Genomic DNA, 16,915 nt, shown 5'->3' with positions numbered 1-16,915 from the left:
GCCGCGCGGGCCTCCAACACCGCTTCGGTGGCGCGCGATACCCGGAAGGTATCGATGCGGCGGTACGGTGGCGGGATGGAGACGCGGGAGCTTCGCTACTTCGTGGCGGTCGCCGAGGAGCTGCACTTCGGCCGCGCCGCGCGGCGCCTGGGCATCGCCCAGCCGCCGCTGTCGCGAGCGATCCGGCAGCTCGAACGCCGTCTCGGCGTGACTCTGCTGGAGCGGGACAGCCGCAGCGTCGCGCTCACCGCGGCCGGGTCGGTGCTGCTGCGGGAGGGCCGGGCCGCACTCGACGCCGTGGCCGCCGCCGACCGCCGCACCCGACGCGCCGGGCAGGCCGCTACCGGTGGCCCCGGGCTGGTGCTGGCGACCAAGACCGGGGCGTCGAGCGAGCTGCTGCCGAAACTGCTCGGCGCGTACGCCGCCGAGCCGGACGCGGTCCCGGTCGAGGTTCTGCTGTGCGGCATCGGCGAGCAGGAACGGCTGCTGCGCGACGGGCGGGCCGACGTGGCGCTGCTGCACCTGCCGTACGACTCGACGACCGGGCTGGACACCGAAGAGCTGATCACCGAGCCGCAGGTGGCGATCCTGCCGGCCGGGCATCCGCTGGCCCGGCGACCGCACCTGCTGATGGCCGAGGTGGAGGCGCTGCCGGGCCTGCCCATGCCGCGCTGGCCCCGGGCCGACGGGTCGTATCCGGACGGGCCCGGCCCCGAGGTCCGGGACCACGCCCAGTTGTTCCAGCTCATCGCGCTCGGCCGGACCGTGGTGGTGCTGCCGGAGTCGGCCCGGTCGCTGCTGCTCGCCGACCTGGCCACCGTGCCGGTGCCGGACGCGCCGGCGGTGACCACAGTCATCGCGTGGCCACCGCACAGCCGGTCCCGGGCGCTGGCCGGCCTGATCCGGACCGCCACCCGCCTCTGACGCTCGTGCCTAGGCGGGCAGGTCCTTGCGCATCTGCTGGGTGACCACCCGGTATCCCGACGTCTCGTACAGCTTGCGCGCCGTCTCGTTGGTGCCGAAGACGTTCAGCTCCAGCGCCTGGGCGCCGTGCTCCCGGGCCGCCCGCTCCCCCGCCGCGAGCAGCGCCCGCCCGAGCCCCCGGCCCCGGTGCCCGGCGGCCACCTCGATGTCGTAGAGGAACGCGCAGTCGGCGAGACCGCGAGGGTGGGTCAGGCCGATCCACAGCCAGCCGACCGGTGAGCCGTCGGCAAGCTCGCCGACCAGGAACAGCATGCCGGGCGTGGCCATGCCCTGCGGCAGGAAGCCGGCGGTGGCCTCCCGGGCCCGGTCGAGCGCCTCCTCGGGCGTCCAGTTGCCGGCCGTGACGTGCTCGCGCGCGTACCCGGCGGCAAGCTCGTCCTGCCAGCTGTCGAACTCCTCCGGTGACATCGCCCGGACACTCAGCTCGGTCATGCGACGCAGCCTCAGTCGCCGGCGGCGCGGCGGCGCGCCTCGCGCAGCTTCATGGCGTGTTCCAGCAGCGTGATCAGCACCTCCTTGGCCGACTCACGCTTGCGCGCGTCGCACAGCACCACAGGTACGCCCGGGTCCAGGTCGAGCGCCGCCTGCACCTCGTCGAGCCGGAACTTCTTGGCCCCCTCGAAGCAGTTCACCGCCACCACGAACGGCGTGCCGCGCCCCTCGAAGTAGTCGATCGACGGGAAGCAGTCCGCCAGGCGGCGCGTGTCGGCGAGCACCACCGCCCCGAGCGCGCCGAGCGCCAGCTCGTCCCAGACGAACCAGAACCGGTCCTGCCCGGGCGTGCCGAACAGGTAGAGCACCAGGTCGTCGCTGATGGTGATCCGGCCGAAGTCCATCGCCACGGTGGTGGTCGACTTCTCCTCCACGCCGGACAGGTCGTCGATGCCGATCCCGGTTTCGGTAAGCACCTCCTCGGTGCGCAGCGGCTTGGTCTCGCTGACCGCGCCCACCATGGTGGTCTTGCCGACGCCGAACCCGCCCGCGATCAGGATCTTGATCGCGGTGGGCAGCGGCCCGGCGCCCGCCGGCCGCTCAGAGCGCCCGTAGTCCATTGATAACCGCCTCGAAAACGTGCTCGTCGGGAAGGCCGGCGGTGGTCGCGCGCGGCTCGCGTACCTGCACCAGACTGCGGGCGGCCAGGTCTCCGAGGAGGACCCGGACCGTGCCCACCGGCAGGTCGAGATGGGCGGCGATCTCGGCCACGGAGAGAATCCGCTGGCAGAGGCCGACTATCGCCACGTGCTCCGGGCCCAGCCCGGACTCCGACCCGACATCCGTGCGGGTCGCGGTGACCAGCGAGATCAGGTCGAACGTGCCGGTCACCGGGCGGGCCCGGCCGCCGGTGACCGCGTACGGGCGCACCACCGGGCCGGCGTGGTCGTCCACCCACTCCTGCTCCGCGGACTCCCCCCGGCCGGTCATCGTGCCGCGTTCTCGCCGAGGGGCTGTTCCCGGGTCGGTGACGCGACGAACCGGCCGACCCGGGTGACGAGCATGGCCATCTCGTACGCGATCAGGCCGACATCCGCGTCCTCCGAGGCCAGCACCGCCAGGCAGGCGTTACGCCCGGCCGCTGTGACGAACAGGAAGGAGGACTGCATCTCGATGATGGTCTGCTGCACCTGCCCGCCGCCGAACCGCTTGCCCGCGCCACGGGCCAGGCTCTGGATGCCCGCCGCCATGGCGGCCAGGTGCTCGCCGTCGTCCCGGCTCAATCCGCGGGACGAGGCCATCAGCAGTCCGTCGGTGGAGAGCGCCACGGCGTGCTCCGCCTGCTTGACCCGGCCGACCAGGTCATCCAGCAGCCACGTCAGATCCGCGCTCGAAGCCGTCTTCTGCGCCACTCGTCGTCCTCTTCTTTCCGGCTGTGTGCCGTCAGCTTCCGGTTTCCGTCGCGTCGACGTCCCGGTCAGGTAACCTGCTCGTCCGCGTCGGCCGGCGCACCGCCGGCCCCCTGAGCCCCGCCGAGCAGGCGCGCGGCATCGGTACGGCCGCGTCGGGTGCCGCTCTGGTAGGAGCTCATCATCCGGCGCACCTGCTCCGGTGCACGCGCCGTGTCATCGTCGGCGGCGTCGTCGTCCGCCTCGGTCTGGTCGTGCCGCAGTTCCGGCGCGAGGCTGGCCTGGCGTACCCGGACCGGCAGTCCCGCGTCGGTGACCGGCGTCGTCTCCGCCTCGGTCTCCGGCTCCGTCGCCGGCGACGCCTCCGCCGCGTCGGTCGTGGCGGCGGGCCGCCGCTCCACCACCGCCAGCTCCGTGGTGGGCCCGGCCACCGCGGGCTGCCGCTTGCGGGTACGCGCCGGCAGCCCGGACGGGGTCAGCCGGGGCGCCCGCGTCACCGGCTCCGGCACCTGCGGGGCGGGCTCGGCCGGCTGGTCCGGTTCGGCGGCGCCGTCCGGGCCGGACGGGATCGCCGGCCCGTCGCCGGCCGGAGTGCTCCGCACCGGGTCCGGCGCGGGCGCCACGGGCAGGGCCGTCCCGGGTGCGGGAAGGGCCTCGGCCGCGTCGGCGCCGTCAGCGGTGATCAGTTCACGCGGGATCAGCACCACGGCGGTGGTCCCGCCGTACGCGGATTCCTTGAGCTGCACCTTGACGCCGTGCCGCTCGGTGAGCCGGCTGACCACGAACAGGCCCAGCCGGGCGGCGTCGGCCAGGTTCAGCTCGGACCGGTCGACGATGCGCGCGTTGGCGGCGGCCAGCTCGTCGGGGCTCATGCCGAGGCCCCGGTCCTCGATCTCGATGGCGAAGCCGTTCGCCACGAGCTGACCGCGAACCTCGACAGTGGTCTGCGGCGGCGAGAAGGAGAGCCCGTTCTCGATCAGCTCGGCCAGCAGGTGGATGACGTCACCGACGGCGCGGCCGGTCAGCGACACCTCGCCGAGTGGGCGCACCGTGACCCGGGTGTAGTCCTCGACCTCGGCTACCGCGCCGCGGACCACGTCGACCATCGGCACGTTGCGTCGCCAGGCCCGGCCGGGCGTGGAGCCGGAGAGCACGATCAGGTTCTCCGCGTTGCGCCGCATCCGGGTGGCCAGGTGGTCGACCCGGAACAGGTCCTCCAGCTCCTCGGCGTCGTGTTCCCGGCGTTCCATCGCGTCCAGCAGCGTGAGCTGCCGGTGCACGAGCGCCTGGGTGCGCCGGGCCAGGCTGAGGAAGACGTCGCGTACGCTGCGGCGCAGCTCGGCCTGCTCGACGGCGGTGCGGACGGCGGTCTCCTGCACGACGTTGAACGCCTTGCCCACCTGGCCGATCTCGTCGTCGCCGAACTGCAACGGCGGCGCCTCGCGGGCGACGTCCACCTCGTCGCCGCGGCCCAGCCGCTCCACCACGCTCGGCAGCCGCTCGTGCGCCAGGTTGAAGGCCGCCTCGCGCAGCCGTTCGAGCTGCCGCACCAGCGACCGGGCCGTGGTGATCGAGACGACCACGGAGGCGATGACGGCGAGCAGGCCGAGACCGGCGGCGAGCACCAGCCGCACGATGACGCCGATCGCTACCGGCATGGCCCGGGACACGATGTCCTCGCCGCCGGCCAGGATCACCCCGCGCAGGTCGGCCATCGCCTGCTCGGCGGCGGCCTGCCACGCCGCTGCGGTCACCGGCGGGCGCACGTCGGCGCCCTTGGCCGCGAGGACCCGGTCCTGAAGGGTCTGCAACTGCTGGAACGCGTCGCCCTCGACCATCCGCTCGAAGCGTGCGCGGTCGGTCGGGGCGAGCTCCCGGGCGGTGCGGTCGGCGAGGAACCACTGCGCGCCGACCAGGCGGGCGAACGCGGTCTGCTCGGCCACGGTGATCCGGTTGGCCGCGATCGCACCGGTGATCAGCGCGTCCTGTTGGGACAGCAGCTCCCGGGACCGGTTGAGGTCGATGAGCGCGGCGGTGTCCTTGGCGATCTCGTCGTCGTCGAGGCCGCCGAGCGCGTCGAAGACGGCGAAGATCGCGTCGACCGCCTCGTCGTACGCGGTGAGCGTGGCGGTGCGGTCGATGGTCTTGCGGCTGACGTCGGCGCGTACCTGGCCGATCTGGTCCAGCTCGGTCTTCAGCTCGCCGAGCCGCTGCATCAGCTCCTCGCTGGCCGGGATCTCGGTACGCCAGTCCTGCACCGAGCGCCACAGCGCGGTGGCGGTCTCGTCGGTACGGGCGCGCTGGGCGTCCAGCTCCCGCAGCCGGCCCGGATCGGACTCGCCCAGATAGCGCAGCGACAGCCGCCGCTCGGCCTGCAGCTCCTGCAGCAGCGGGTCGCTCGGCTCGAAGACGCGCGCGTTGAGCGTCTGCACGCCGAGCAGGTTGAACCCGTCCCGCACGGTCACCCACGCGGCGAACGCCCAGAGCGCGGTCAGCGACGCCAGCAGCGCGATGATCTTCGTACGGAGATTCGTACTGCGGGAACCCATCACACCGTCCTGGCCCGGTCTACGGTCGGTCCGAAATCCGATCGACTCCGGCGCACGCTAGCAGCCGTCGTGAACTCCATTCAAGCGATCCTGATCATGGTGGGTCCGGCCTCGACGGCGCGGCCGGAGGCCGCCAGCACCGCCGCGCGCACGATCTGCGTCGGGCGGTAGAGATCCTTGTCGTGCCATAGTGCCGGTTCGTCGTCGCATCCGTCCAGCTCGGACAGTCGACGGCGTCCGCGGGCGAGCGCCGCGGCGATCCGCGCGTCCCCGGAACGGCCTGCGCCGGCCAGTGCGAGCACCGCGTACGCGGTCTCCTCGGCGGTGCCGTGCCACAGTCCCCAGGAGCCGTCCGGGCGCTGCGTGTCCAGCAGCCAGGCGACGCCCCGCTCGACGGCGGCACGCGCCGTGCCGTCGGGCGCGTGGTCGGCCAGCGCCAGCAGCACCGCGTACGTGGCGTAGCAGGCCGAGGCGTGCCAGCGGTCCTCCCAGCGCCCGTCCGGCTGCTGCCGCTCCACCAGCCACTCGGTGACCCGGCGGCGGGCGCCGGTGACGCCGGGTCCGCTCGGCTGCTCGCCGAGCGCGTCGAGCACGTGCGCGTTAGTGGTCAGCGACGCGCCGTCCTCCCCCGGCCAGGTGCAGAAGTGCCGTCCGGTGTCGAACCCGGCCAGCGGCCCGACGCCGGGGGCGCGGCCCAGCCGGGCCAGCGCGTAGAGCGTGACAGCTGTGGTGTCCGCGTCGGCGGGCAGGCCGGGCGCGGTGGCCGCGCCGGACGGGCCGACGGCGGCGCGCAGCTCGGTGAGCACCGGCTCGGGCGCGCCGACCGGCACACCGGCCCGGACCAGGATGCCGAGCACCCAGGCGCGCTCGAAGACGGTGATCGGGCTGGCGCAGGGCACCGGGCCGGGCCGGGCCACCGCGCGCAGATAGTCCAGCGCCGCTCCGGGCTCCGGACGGCCCAGCCAGGCGGCAGTGGCGGCCGGGGAGGCGCCCACCGCGCCGCTGGCCGAGGGACGCACGCCGGCCGCCCGGTACGCCAGCTCACCGGCGACCTCCAGCGCGTGCGCCAGCTTCTCCGGCACGGGCCGCCCGGCGGCCAGCAGCGCGCGTACCCGGGTCAGGCGGGCCGGGTCGAGACCGGCCGGCAGCGGCAGGCGGGGCCGGCCGGCCCACTCGGCCAGCCCGGGTGGCGGCCCGGCCGGTCCGGTGAGGTGCCGGTCCACGGCAGTGAGCAGCGCGGGCACGATCAGGTCGGTGGCCGGCAGGTCGGGCGGCGCGTCGCCGCGCAGCGCGCCGGACAGGAACGTCAGGCCCCGGTGGGCCGCGGCGGCCGGCACGGCGGCCGGGCCGTCGCGACGCAGCACGGTCAGCAGCGCCTCGACCGCGCTCAGCGTCGGCACCAGCGCGTACCCGCCGGGACCGCCCCAGCCGCCGTCCGGCCGCTGCCGGGCCAGCAGCCAGGCCAGGCGCCGGTCGTGGCCGTCCAGCCAGGGCGCGAGCGCGACCAGCCGGGCGGTCTCGTAGACCGACGGCGACGTCTGCCCGGCCGGCTCGCCGGTGAGCGCGGCGACCAGGTCGTGCGCGGTCCCGGACCGGGTGGCGGGCACCGATCCGGCGGTGAGCGTCACCGCACGCCCCAGAAGTCGGTGTTGCGGTAGAAGCCGGTGGTGAAGCCGAGCTGCCGGGACAGGAAGTCGGCTTCCCGGGGCGCCTCACCGGCCAGCTTCGCCAGCCGGACGCGGCAGTGGTCGACCTGCTCGGCGAACCGCCGCTCGACCTCGGCCGGGTCGTCCACCAGCAGCAGCGCGTTGAGGTCGCCGGACTCGGCGTCGCGGCGGTGGGTGCCGAGGTCGTTCACCAGCCGCAGGGCCCGCTGCACCTCGTCGCTGACGGCGACCGCGTGGTCCATCGCCTCGGCGGTGGACACCGATCCGGTGTGGATCCAGTGCGCCACGTTGACCACTGTGGCGGCGAGGTTGTCGGCGTTTGCGAGGTAGTCGGCGAGCGTGGGGCGGCCGGTGCGCCGCCAGTCCCACTCGCGGGCCATCGCGTCGAGCGTGCGTTCCATCGCCGCACGCCAGTGGCCGCGCAGCGCCGGGTAGCCGGGCGCGGCGGCCACGTCGTCGCGCAGCTCGGCCAGGAACCGGCCCAGTGGGTCGTCGGTGCCGGCGCCGTCGAGCACGTCCAGGCAGACACCGGTGATCCGGTCGACCTCGGCCCGGCTGGTGGCCTGGTGGTCGACCAGCCAGTCCACGGCGAAGCCCCAGAGCACGGCGCGGTTGGTCACGGCCAGCTCGGCGGCGCTGTGCCAGGGGGCGCTGAACGCCATCGCCTGGGCGATGCTGCTGAACAGCGTCGCGTCGAACGGGTCCGCGGGGAACAGCTCCGGGTGCGCGGCGGCGGCCTTGCGCAGGCCGCGCTGGCCCTGCGCGGCGAGCGCGCAGACCCGGCCCTGCTCCGCGGCGACGGCGAGTAAATCCGGTGTCGGCCCGTCGGTCATGCCCGCTCCGCCCGCCCGGCCGCGACGAGTGTCAGCTCCACCCGCTCGCGCGGCCGCAGCGCCGCGGCCAGCCGCAACCCGGGTACGCCGGGGCGGTGCAGCCGGAACCGGTAGCGGCTGAGCATGGTGGCGAGGATGAGCTGCGCCTCCAGGTAGAACAGGTACATGCCGAGGCACTGGTGCGGCCCACCGCCGAACGGGAAGTGGGCGTACCGGTGCCGGGCCCGGACCCGCTCGGGCCGGAACCGTTCCGGGTCGAACTCGTCCGGGCGGTCCCAGAACTGCCGCATCCGCTGGGTGATCAGCGGGCTGACCGCCATCGTCGCGCCGGGCTCGATCGGCACGCCGTCGATGACGTCCCCGGCGACCGCGCGGCGCGGGATGATCCATCCGATCGGGTAGAGCCGCAGCAGTTCGTCCAGCACCATCCGGGTGTACGTGAGCCGGCTCAGGTGCTCGCGGCGTACCGGCTCGCCCCCGACCACCTCGTCGATCTCGGCGTAGAGCCGCTCGGCCACCTCGGGGTGCTGGTCCAGGTGCGGCCAGGCCCAGGTCAGCACGTTGATCGTGGTCTCGGTGGTGGCGGCGAACATGGCCACTGTGTCGTTGCGGACCTGCCGCTCGTCGAGCTGCCGCCCGTCGTCGGTGCGGGCCTGCCAGAGCGTCGAGATGACGTCGTCGCCCTGGTCGGCGGACTCGCGGGTCTCGCGGACGATCGGCACCAGCACGTCGTCCACGATGCGTACGGCACGGGCGAACGTGCGGTCGCCCGGCATCGGCAGCGACAGCGGCGCGAACGGCACGATGATGCGGGGGATGACGGCGGTGGCGATCCGGTCCTGCGCCTCGATCACGCGCATCGCGTCCGGCACCGAGATGCGGTCGGCGAAGAGCACCTTCATGATCGCTCGGCTGACGATGCGCGCCTGCTCCACGCCGATGTCGACCGGACGGCCGGCGCGGGCCGGCTCGTCCAGCTCGTCGACCGCGTCGCGGATCGCGTCGGCCATGCCGTCGACCAGCGCCTCGACCCGTTTGGCGGTGAACATCGGCTGGAGCATGCGCCGGCTGGCCGACCAGATCTGCCCCTCGCCGAGGATGCCCTCGCCGAACAGCCGCTTGACCGGACGCCAGAACAGCCCGTCGCCTGCTCGTTCGTAGTTGTCCGCCCGGTCGCGCAGGACGTGCTGCACGTGCTTGGGGTGGGTGACGAGGTAGGGGCGGAACGAGCCGAGGTTCAGCCGGACCAGTTCACCTTCGGTACGGTTGCCGATGTCGATGAGCGCCCGGGCGGGGTCGCGGAGCACCGCCGGCAGGATCTGCCGCAGCGGCACGGTTCGGGGTCGGCCGGTGGGTCCCGGTGTGTCCGTTGGTTCGGGCACCTGAACGCTCCCTCGGTTGACTCAGGGTCGCGGCTTCGTATCGACCCGTGACGTTGCTCGCGAGCATGCCATCCTGAGCCGCAGATCAAAAGGCAGGTCGGAGGATATTTCACGTAACAACAATCTCTTTGTCGAGAATGGAGCCCGTGGGATGTGCGTCACTCCCGTACACAGTGGTGGTTGCGGAGCGCGAGCAGCGCTCACCTATCGCGGACGCCGGCAGAACGCGGGCGCGGACCCGTCCGCTGTGCCAAGCTTCGGGCATGGACGACAAGACCATCCTGAGCCGGATCTCGGAACTCGTCGACGAGGAGCACCGGCTGCGGGCCGACGCGCAGCAGCACGAGTCCGGCACCGACGACGAGGCCCGGGAGCGGCTGCGGGCCCTGGAGGAGTCCCTGGACCAGTGCTGGGACCTGCTGCGCCGTCGCCGGGCCGCGCGCCAGGCGCACGGCGACCCGGACGCCCAGGGCGAGCGCCCGGTGCCGGAGGTCGAGCGCTACCTGCAATGACCCGCACGGGTGGGCGTCCCGGGCGGCTCGACCACCCGGGACGCCCGCCCGTCAGCGGATCCCCGCCTCCCGCAGCAGCGCCTCGGTGAGCGCCTCCGGATCGGTGACGGTGGCCGGCATGCCGCGGGCGGCGAACCAGGCGGCCACCACCCGCACGTCCCGGCCCAGGAACTCGCCGCCCTGCGGGTTGGCCACCACGTCGACCACCTGCGGCAGGTCGATCATCACCAGCCGGCCCGCGTGCACCAGCAGGTTGTACGGAGACAGGTCGCCGTGGGCGTACCCGGCCCGGGCCAGCACGGTGAGCGCCTCGACCAGCTGATCCCACAGGTCACGCAGCTCGGCGGCGTCGGGCCGGACCTGCGCCAGCCGTGGCGCGGCCTCCCCCGCCTCGGCGTCGCCGACGAACTCCAGCATCAGCTCGGTGCCGAGCAGCTGCACCGGATAGGGCACCGCGATCCGCCCGGAGGCGGCGCCGATCTCCCAGAGCTGGGACAGCGCGGCGAACTCGGCCGCCGCCCACTGCCCGGCGATCATCTGCCGGCCGAACGCGGTCCGGCCGGTCATCGCCCGCATCTCCCGCGACCGGCGTACCCGGCGGCCCTCCAGGTAACCGGCGTCGCGGTGGAAGAGCCGGTGCTGGGCGTCGCGGTACCGCTTGACCGCCAGCAGGCACGAGCGGTCGGTGTCCGGCACGGCGCGGCGGACCAGGTGGACGTCCGCCTCCTTGCCGGTCTTGAGCACCCCCAGCTCGGTGTCCCGGGCGGCCAGTTCGGTGACCAGCCAGTCCGGGTACGGCTCGGGGCCATGGACGGCCCGGTCCCAGGAGGACCAGCTGTCCTCCGCGTCGGGCTCGGCGTCCGGGTCGGCGAGGGTCGGCGTGGGCCGCCCCCGCTTCAGGAAGTCGGTTTCGTCGTCGTCGAAGCGGCTCTTGCCGCGGCCACGGCGCTGCGGCGCCGGGAAGTCATGATCGCGCACGGGTGGATCTGTCCTTCGATCGAGGCTGGTGGAGGCAGGTGGTACGACCCTGCGAAAACGGCCATGACCGACCTCCTCTCCTCGACCGGGCACCCCCGGCTGCGCACTCGCGCGGCACCATGCTCGTACGCGCCCCGGCGCGGGTCAACGGATTTCCGCGCGGTGCCGCCGCGCTGCCTGCCAGCCCGCGCCGCCGGTCAGCCGGCCAGCACTGCGGCGACGGCCGCGATCAGCCCGTCCTCGATCCGGGTCGGCGCGAACCGGGGGTCCGACCAGCGGCGTCCCCGATGCAGCCAGACGCTGGGCAGGCCCACCGCGGTCGCGCCGCCGATGTCCGCCTCCGGGCTGTCGCCGACCACCCACGCACCACGCAACGGCATCCGGGCCCGCTGGGCGGCGAGCGCGAAGATCCTCGGATTCGGCTTGCTGACGCCGGCCTCCTCCGAGATCACCCAGTCGGCGACGTAGCGGTCCAGGCCGGTCTTGCGGATCTTGGCGTCCTGTTGACGGGACGCGCCGTTGGTGACCACCACCGGCACCCAGCCGGCGTCGGCGGCGATCCGCAGCGCGCAGGCCACCAGCGGATCGAGCCGCATGTGCGCCACCACGCCGTCGTGCAGCTCGTCCACCAGGTCGATCGAGGGGATGCGCAGCGCGTACCGGTCGCGGATAGCGTCCGCGACGTCCCACCGGTTGGTCAGCCCGTCGGCGTCCACCGACACCAGCCAGTCGAGGTCGGCGGGCGGCGCGCCGATGCCCGCCAGGAAACGTTCTCCCCAGACACGGAACGGCCCGTCGCGGTCCAGCAGGGTGTTGTCCAGATCGAGCAGGAGCAACGGCACTTGGGCACCCTACGGGAACGCTCGGAGCACCGACAGGGCCCCGGGCCCAGCCACGGTCAGGCGACGAGCGCCGTACGGGCCGCGCCGGCGTCCACCGGCCGGTCGAGCAGCATGGTGTGCGCCGCGCGGGTGGCCGCCAGCGCTTCCGGGTCCAGCGTCGCCACCAGCACGTCCTCTCCGGTGTCGGCGCCCCGCGCCAGCGGCCGGCCCTCCGGGTCGTACACCGCCGCGCCACCGTTGAACCGCCAGGGGTCCGCGCCGCCGACGACGTTGGCGAACACGACGTACATCGTGTTGTCCAGCGCCCGGGCGGCGTAGTAGAGGTCGCGGCGGTGCTCCGAGCCGGCCAGGTAACCGCTCGGGCAGAGGTATCCGTGCGCGCCGTCCCCGGCCGCCGCCCGCGCGTGCTCCGGGAAGCAGCCGTCGTAGCAGACGCCCAGGCCCAGCCGCCACGTGTCGACTTCGAGCGTGGCGCCCCGGCGGCCGGCGTCGAACAGCTCGCGCTCGCCGCTCCAGAGCTGTTGCTTGTCGTACGCGGCGGTGACCGTGCCGGCCGGGTCCACCACGAGCGAGGAGATGGTGCGCCGCCGGTCGGGGTGGCGGACGGCGGCGCCGATCACCACTGCCGCGCCCGCGTCGGCGGCGGCGGTCCGCAGCGGGTCCAGCCGGGGGTCGGCGACCCGGCCGTCGGCGTCGGCGGCCACGTCGGTGCCCTCCGGGTCGGCGCCCAGCGTCGGCGGGTGGTAGGCCGGCAGGAACAGCTCGGGCAGCACCACGACCCGGGCGCCCTCGGCCCGGGCGACGAGGCGGGCGGCGGCGCGGGCGTTGCCGGCGACGTCACCGGGGACGGGCTGGGCCTGGACGGCGGCGACGGTGAGCGGGCGCGCGGGAAGGGCGGTCACACGCCGATCCTAACCACCGGACGCGGCCGGATGATCTTCCGAATCCGCATCTCAAGCCGTACGTACGGTTTGCATCACGCGGTTCCACCTGCGACGATCCGTTCGTGCCCAGAGTAAGTCAGGACCAGCTCGACGCGCGCCGGCAGGAGATCCTCGCGGCGGCGCGGGCGTGTTTCGCCCGGCACGGCTACGAGGGCGCCACAGTGCGGCGGCTGGAGGAGGCCACCGGCCTGTCCCGGGGTGCGATCTTCCACCACTTCCGGGACAAGGACTCCCTGTTCCTCGCCGTCGCCGAGGACGACGCCGCCGCCATGGTGGAGACGGTCGCCCGCAACGGCCTGGTGCAGGTCATGCGCGACCTGCTGGCCCGGGCGGTCTCGCCCGACACGACCGGCTGGCTCGGCAGCCAGCTGGAGGTCTCGCGCCGGCTGCGTACCGACCCGGCCTTCGCCAAGCGCTGGGCGGAGCGTTCCGAAGCCATCGCCGCGGCGACCCGGGAGCGCCTGGTACGCCAGCGCGAGGCCGGCGTGCTGCGCGACGACGTCCCGATCGACGTGCTGGCCCAGTTCCTGGAGCTGGCCTACGACGGCTTGGTGCTGCACCTGGCGATGGGCCGCCCGGCCGGCGACCTGGCCCGGGTGCTCGACCTGGTCGAGGAGGCGGTGCGCCGGCACTGAGCCCGCCGGTCTCGGTCCGGTAACTGCGCCGCTCCAGGAGATCGACTCTGGCGCGCCTGCTCCACAATGAGCCGCGACCCCTCCTCGCGACAGGAGCAGACGATGACCCCCTCCGACACCTGGGGCATCCCCGGCCCCGTATTCCTGCGCTGGTACCTCCTGCTCGCCGTCGTCCTGGTCATCGGCGCGATCGTGTACCGGCGTCGGATGCTGGCTGGCACGCCGGTGACCGATCACGGCGCGCTGGGTCCGCAGCAGGTCGCCTACCTCAACGGCGGCGACCAGCTCGCCGTCTGGGCCACGCTCGGCGCGCTGCGCCACGCGGGCGCGGTCGGCGTACGACCCGACCGGCGGCTCACCACCGGCGGTCCGCTGCCGGCCGGGGCCACCCCGCTGGACCAGGCGGTCCACCACGCGGCGAGCCGCGGCCTGCGGACCCGGGACCTGGCCGCCGACGAGTGGGTGCGGCGCGCGCTCGACGAGCTGCGCGACGGCCTGGTACGCCGGGGCCTGGCCCTGGACCAGGAGCGGCGCCGGACGCTGCGGCGCGGCGCGCTGCTGATCGGCTTCCTGCTGGCAATTGGCGTCGTGCGTGCGATCTCCGGCCTGCTCAACGACCGGCCCACCGGCTGGCTGCTGCTCAGCCTGTTCCCGCTCGGCCTCGCGTTCCTGCTGCTCAACCGCGTGCCCTGGCGCACCCGGGCGGCCACCGCCGCGCTGAACGACATGCGCCGCCGGCACGCCTGGCTGCGACCGGCCGCCTCCCCCGCGTACGCCACGTACGGCGCGACGGACGTGGCGCTGGGCGTGGCGCTGTTCGGCACCGCCACGCTCTGGACCATGGATCCGGGCTTCGCCGAGCAGGCCGAGATCCAGCGGCAGGCGATGGGCAACGTCGGCGGCGCGAGCTCCGGCACCTCCTGTGGAGGCGGCGCCTCCACGTGCGGCGGTGGCAGCTCCTGCGGCGGAGGCGGTGGCTGCGGCGGAGGCGGGTGCGGCGGATGAGCGGCCCGTCCGGCGTCGGCATCGGCTGGCGTCCCGAGATCGCCGGTTTCGTGGCCGGGCTGCCGGGGCTGCGTTTCGTCGAGGTGGTCGCGGAGGCGGTCGCACCGGCCGGGCCGCTCCCGGACGGGCTCGCCGAGCTGCGCGGACGCGGCGTCGATGTCGTACCCCACGGGGTGCGGCTGTCCCTCGGCGGCGCGGAACCGGTCGATCCGGCCCGGGTGGCGCACCTGGCCGCGGTGGCCGCGGCCCTGGACGCGCCGCTGGTGAGTGAGCACATCGCGTTCGTGCGGGCCGGCGGTCTGGAGGCCGGTCACCTGCTGCCGCTGCCGCGCAGCCGCGAGGCGGTCGCCGCGGTGGTGGCGAACGTGCGGCGGACGCAGGCGGAGCTGCCGGTGCCGCTGGCCCTGGAGCCGATCGCCGCGCTCTTCGACTGGCCCGACGACGAGCTGGACGAGGCGGACTTCCTCACCGAGATCCTCGACGCCACCGGCGCGCTGCTGCTGCTCGACGTCGCGAACGTGCACGCCAACGCCCGCAACCGGGGCGGCGAGCCGACCGCGCTGCTGGACCGGCTGCCGCTGGAACGCATCGCCTACGCGCACGTCGCGGGCGGCGCCGAACACGGCGGCTTCTACCACGACACGCACACCGACCCGGTGCCCGCCGCCGTGCTGGACCTGGTCCGCGAGTTGTGCCGGCGGCACCGGCCGCCCGCGTTGCTGCTGGAACGCGACGGGCACTACCCGCCCGCCGCCGAGCTGCGCGCGGAGCTCGACGCGCTCGCCGCCGCCTCCGGCCACCCGGCGGTCACGTGAGCGGCGACCTGGCGGCCCGGCAGGCCGAGCTGGTCGCCGCGCTCGTCGCCGGTGGACCGCTGCCGCCCGGCTTCGCACCGGCCCCGGTCGAGGCGGCCCGCCGGGCGCTGCTGCGCAAGCGGGCCGCGGACGTGGCCCGGCACTGGCCGCTGCTCGCCGCCGGCCTCGGCGCGCACTGGCCGGCGACGTTCACCACGTGGGCGGACGGACGCCCCTCGAACGGCTCCCTGCGCGACGGCTGGGACCTGGCCCGCGAGCTGCGCGACCGGGGCACGCTGCCGCCGCTGGGCGCGGAGGAGCTGGCCGCGCGCGAGGCCGCGAGCCGCTACGACGGCCACCGACCGCCCCGGCCCCGCCGGATGCCGGCCGTCGCCCGGGCCGGCGGCGCCGTCGCGGCCCAGTTCGCCGGCCGGGTACGCCTGCTGCGGCCCGCCCCGCGCTGACACGCGCCCCCGGGTACGGCAGGATCGGGCGTATGGATCTCGGACTCGCCGACCGGGTGTACGTGCTGACCGGCGCCTCCGGCGGCCTCGGCTTCGCCACCGCCGAACAACTCGTCGCCGACGGCGCCCGGGTGGTCATCTCCGCGCGTACCCCGGAACGGGTGGCCGCCGCGATCGAGGCGCTCGGCGACCCGCAGCGGGCGATCGGGCTGACCGCCGACCTCGCCGATTCCGCCACCCCGGAGCGGCTCGTCGCCGCCGCCCGCGAACACTTCGGCCGCCTCGACGGCGCGCTGATCTCGGTCGGCGGCCCGCCGCCCGGCACCGCCGCCACCGTCACCGACGAGCAGTGGCGCGAGTCGTTCGAGACGGTCTTCCTGGGCAGCGTCCGGCTCGCCCGCACGGTGGCCGGCGCGCTCACCGACGGCGGCGCGATCGGGCTGGTGCTGTCCACCTCGGTACGCGGACCGCTGGCCGGCCTCGGCATCTCCAACGGGCTGCGACCGGGCCTGGCCGGCGTGGCCAAGGACATGGCCGACGAGTTCGGCCCGCGCGGCGTCCGCGTGGTCAGCCTGCTACCCGGGCGGATCATGACCGACCGCAACCGGGAGCTGCTGGCCGGTTCCGGCGATCCCGAGCGCGCCCGCGCCCAGGCGGAGGCGGCGATCCCGCTCGGGCGAATCGGCGACCCGGCGGAGTTCGGCCGGGTGGCGGCGTTCCTGCTCTCCCCCGCCGCCGGGTACGTCACCGGGGTGACCGTCCCGGTCGACGGCGGCGCGCTGCGCGGGCTGTGACAGTGGTCGCTGTGGTGGGCCGGGCGCCCGGGGCGGTGGGCCGGTGAGCGACCGACGGCGCCCGGGCGGTGGGCGGCCCGAGGCGGCCCCGGGGCCGGGCGCGCCCGCCCGGCGGCACCCACGCCCCAGCCGCGAGCAGCTCGCGGCGGCGGCCGACCGGCTGCTGCCGGACGTCATCGCGCCCGGCCTGGACGTGCTCTTCGTCGGCATCAACCCGGGTCTGTGGTCGGCGGCGACCGGCTGGCACTTCGCCCGTCCGGGCAACCGGTTCTGGCCCGCCCTGCACCGGGGCGGGTTCACCCCGCGTCTGCTGCACCCCAGCGAGCAGGACGCGCTGCCCGCACTCGGCCTCGGGATCACCAACATGGTGGCCCGCGCCAGTGCCCGCGCCGACGAGCTGACCGCCGCCGAACTGGTCGACGGCGCGGCGACGCTCACCGCGAAGGTCGAGCGGTACCGGCCGCGCTGGGTGGCGGTGGTCGGCGTGACCGCGTACCGGATCGGGTTCACCCGGCCGAAGGCCGGCTTCGGGCCGCAGCCCGAGACACTCGGGCCGGCCCGGCTGTGGGTGCTGCCCAACCCGAGCGGCCTGAACGCCCACTTCACCCCGGAGACGCTCGGCGCCGCGTTCGCCGAGCTGCGTGCCGCGGTCGCCGCGGGTTAGAGCCCCGATCGCCGCGAGCTAGGGCTG

At 74.8% G+C, this 16,915-nt stretch carries 19 protein-coding genes; 8 read left to right on the top strand and 11 right to left on the bottom strand.

Annotation, left to right across the window (positions count from 1 at the left end; translation table 11 throughout):
• The first annotated feature begins 75 nt into the window (after nt 1-75).
• Complete coding sequence (locus A8711_RS20680) at nt 76-924, top strand: LysR family transcriptional regulator (RefSeq protein ID WP_043329670.1); 849 nt, start codon at nt 76-78, stop codon at nt 922-924.
• A 9-nt stretch (nt 925-933) separates the two neighbouring features.
• On the opposite strand, the gene A8711_RS20675 is transcribed toward A8711_RS20680, so the two are convergent.
• The 8 genes from A8711_RS20675 to A8711_RS20640 form a co-directional block, all read right to left on the bottom strand.
• On the bottom strand, nt 934-1,416 hold the full coding sequence (locus tag A8711_RS20675; RefSeq protein WP_064445324.1) for a GNAT family N-acetyltransferase: 483 nt from the start codon (nt 1,414-1,416) through the stop codon (nt 934-936).
• Between the two features lie 11 nt (nt 1,417-1,427).
• Entirely contained in the window at nt 1,428-2,036 is a 609-nt protein-coding gene (locus A8711_RS20670) for an ATP/GTP-binding protein (protein ID WP_043329666.1), read from the bottom strand.
• Nucleotides 2,017-2,406: a DUF742 domain-containing protein gene (locus A8711_RS20665; RefSeq protein WP_030503284.1), complete on the bottom strand. Its 390-nt coding sequence runs from the start codon at nt 2,404-2,406 to the stop codon at nt 2,017-2,019. Before A8711_RS20665 ends, A8711_RS20670 begins: the two co-directional genes overlap by 20 nt.
• A complete protein-coding gene (locus tag A8711_RS20660) occupies nt 2,403-2,828 on the bottom strand; it encodes a roadblock/LC7 domain-containing protein (protein WP_030503283.1) in 426 nt (141 codons plus the stop codon). The genes A8711_RS20665 and A8711_RS20660 overlap by 4 nt, the downstream gene beginning before the upstream one ends.
• A gap of 65 nt (nt 2,829-2,893) precedes the next feature.
• Nucleotides 2,894-5,374 carry a nitrate- and nitrite sensing domain-containing protein gene (locus A8711_RS20655; RefSeq protein WP_064445323.1) on the bottom strand — a complete coding sequence of 827 codons (2,481 nt, stop codon included), beginning with the start codon at nt 5,372-5,374 and terminating at the stop codon, nt 2,894-2,896.
• 80 nt (nt 5,375-5,454) lie between these two features.
• On the bottom strand, nt 5,455-7,002 hold the full coding sequence (locus A8711_RS20650; protein WP_064445322.1) for a prenyltransferase/squalene oxidase repeat-containing protein: 1,548 nt from the start codon (nt 7,000-7,002) through the stop codon (nt 5,455-5,457).
• Nucleotides 6,999-7,874 carry a terpene synthase family protein gene (locus tag A8711_RS20645; RefSeq protein ID WP_064445321.1) on the bottom strand — a complete coding sequence of 292 codons (876 nt, stop codon included), beginning with the start codon at nt 7,872-7,874 and terminating at the stop codon, nt 6,999-7,001. The genes A8711_RS20650 and A8711_RS20645 overlap by 4 nt, the downstream gene beginning before the upstream one ends.
• On the bottom strand, nt 7,871-9,208 hold the full coding sequence (locus A8711_RS20640; RefSeq protein ID WP_176722849.1) for a cytochrome P450: 1,338 nt from the start codon (nt 9,206-9,208) through the stop codon (nt 7,871-7,873). Before A8711_RS20640 ends, A8711_RS20645 begins: the two co-directional genes overlap by 4 nt.
• Nucleotides 9,209-9,519: 311 nt before the next feature.
• On the opposite strand from A8711_RS20640, the gene A8711_RS20635 reads away from it, so the two are divergent.
• Entirely contained in the window at nt 9,520-9,768 is a 249-nt protein-coding gene (locus tag A8711_RS20635; RefSeq protein WP_030503278.1) for a DUF2630 family protein, read from the top strand.
• Nucleotides 9,769-9,819: 51 nt separating this feature from the next.
• Here A8711_RS20635 and A8711_RS20630 read toward each other — a convergent pair whose 3' ends face one another.
• The 3 genes from A8711_RS20630 to A8711_RS20620 form a co-directional block, all read right to left on the bottom strand.
• Nucleotides 9,820-10,746: a serine protein kinase RIO gene (locus A8711_RS20630; RefSeq protein ID WP_043329659.1), complete on the bottom strand. Its 927-nt coding sequence runs from the start codon at nt 10,744-10,746 to the stop codon at nt 9,820-9,822.
• Between the two features lie 197 nt (nt 10,747-10,943).
• Nucleotides 10,944-11,588 carry an HAD family hydrolase gene (locus A8711_RS20625; RefSeq protein ID WP_030503276.1) on the bottom strand — a complete coding sequence of 215 codons (645 nt, stop codon included), beginning with the start codon at nt 11,586-11,588 and terminating at the stop codon, nt 10,944-10,946.
• A gap of 56 nt (nt 11,589-11,644) precedes the next feature.
• The gene (locus tag A8711_RS20620; RefSeq protein WP_069089102.1) at nt 11,645-12,490 is read right to left on the bottom strand and encodes a carbon-nitrogen hydrolase family protein; all 846 of its coding nucleotides are present in this window, start codon (nt 12,488-12,490) and stop codon (nt 11,645-11,647) included.
• 104 nt (nt 12,491-12,594) lie between these two features.
• Between A8711_RS20620 and A8711_RS20615 the strand changes: the two genes are divergently transcribed.
• The 6 genes from A8711_RS20615 to mug all read left to right on the top strand — a co-directional run bounded on the left by A8711_RS20615 (nt 12,595) and on the right by mug (nt 16,888).
• Nucleotides 12,595-13,167: a TetR/AcrR family transcriptional regulator gene (locus A8711_RS20615; protein ID WP_030503274.1), complete on the top strand. Its 573-nt coding sequence runs from the start codon at nt 12,595-12,597 to the stop codon at nt 13,165-13,167.
• A gap of 102 nt (nt 13,168-13,269) precedes the next feature.
• Complete coding sequence (locus A8711_RS20610; protein WP_043329655.1) at nt 13,270-14,172, top strand: TIGR04222 domain-containing membrane protein; 903 nt, start codon at nt 13,270-13,272, stop codon at nt 14,170-14,172.
• Nucleotides 14,169-14,987: a DUF692 domain-containing protein gene (locus A8711_RS20605; protein ID WP_069089139.1), complete on the top strand. Its 819-nt coding sequence runs from the start codon at nt 14,169-14,171 to the stop codon at nt 14,985-14,987. The genes A8711_RS20610 and A8711_RS20605 overlap by 4 nt, the downstream gene beginning before the upstream one ends.
• Nucleotides 14,984-15,430 (top strand): hypothetical protein, encoded by a 447-nt coding sequence (locus A8711_RS20600; protein ID WP_064445317.1) that lies wholly within the window; start codon nt 14,984-14,986, stop codon nt 15,428-15,430. The genes A8711_RS20605 and A8711_RS20600 overlap by 4 nt, the downstream gene beginning before the upstream one ends.
• Nucleotides 15,431-15,462: 32 nt before the next feature.
• Nucleotides 15,463-16,224: an SDR family oxidoreductase gene (locus A8711_RS20595; RefSeq protein WP_069089101.1), complete on the top strand. Its 762-nt coding sequence runs from the start codon at nt 15,463-15,465 to the stop codon at nt 16,222-16,224.
• Between the two features lie 43 nt (nt 16,225-16,267).
• A complete protein-coding gene (mug, locus tag A8711_RS20590; protein WP_069089100.1) occupies nt 16,268-16,888 on the top strand; it encodes a G/U mismatch-specific DNA glycosylase in 621 nt (206 codons plus the stop codon).
• Nucleotides 16,889-16,915 lie beyond the last annotated feature (27 nt).

It is taken from the genome of Micromonospora sp. II (genome assembly GCF_001709195.1).
GTDB lineage: Bacteria > Actinomycetota > Actinomycetes > Mycobacteriales > Micromonosporaceae > Micromonospora > Micromonospora chalcea.
The sequence above is the reverse complement of the archived record's forward strand: the minus strand, read 5'-3'. Positions and strand labels throughout refer to the sequence as shown.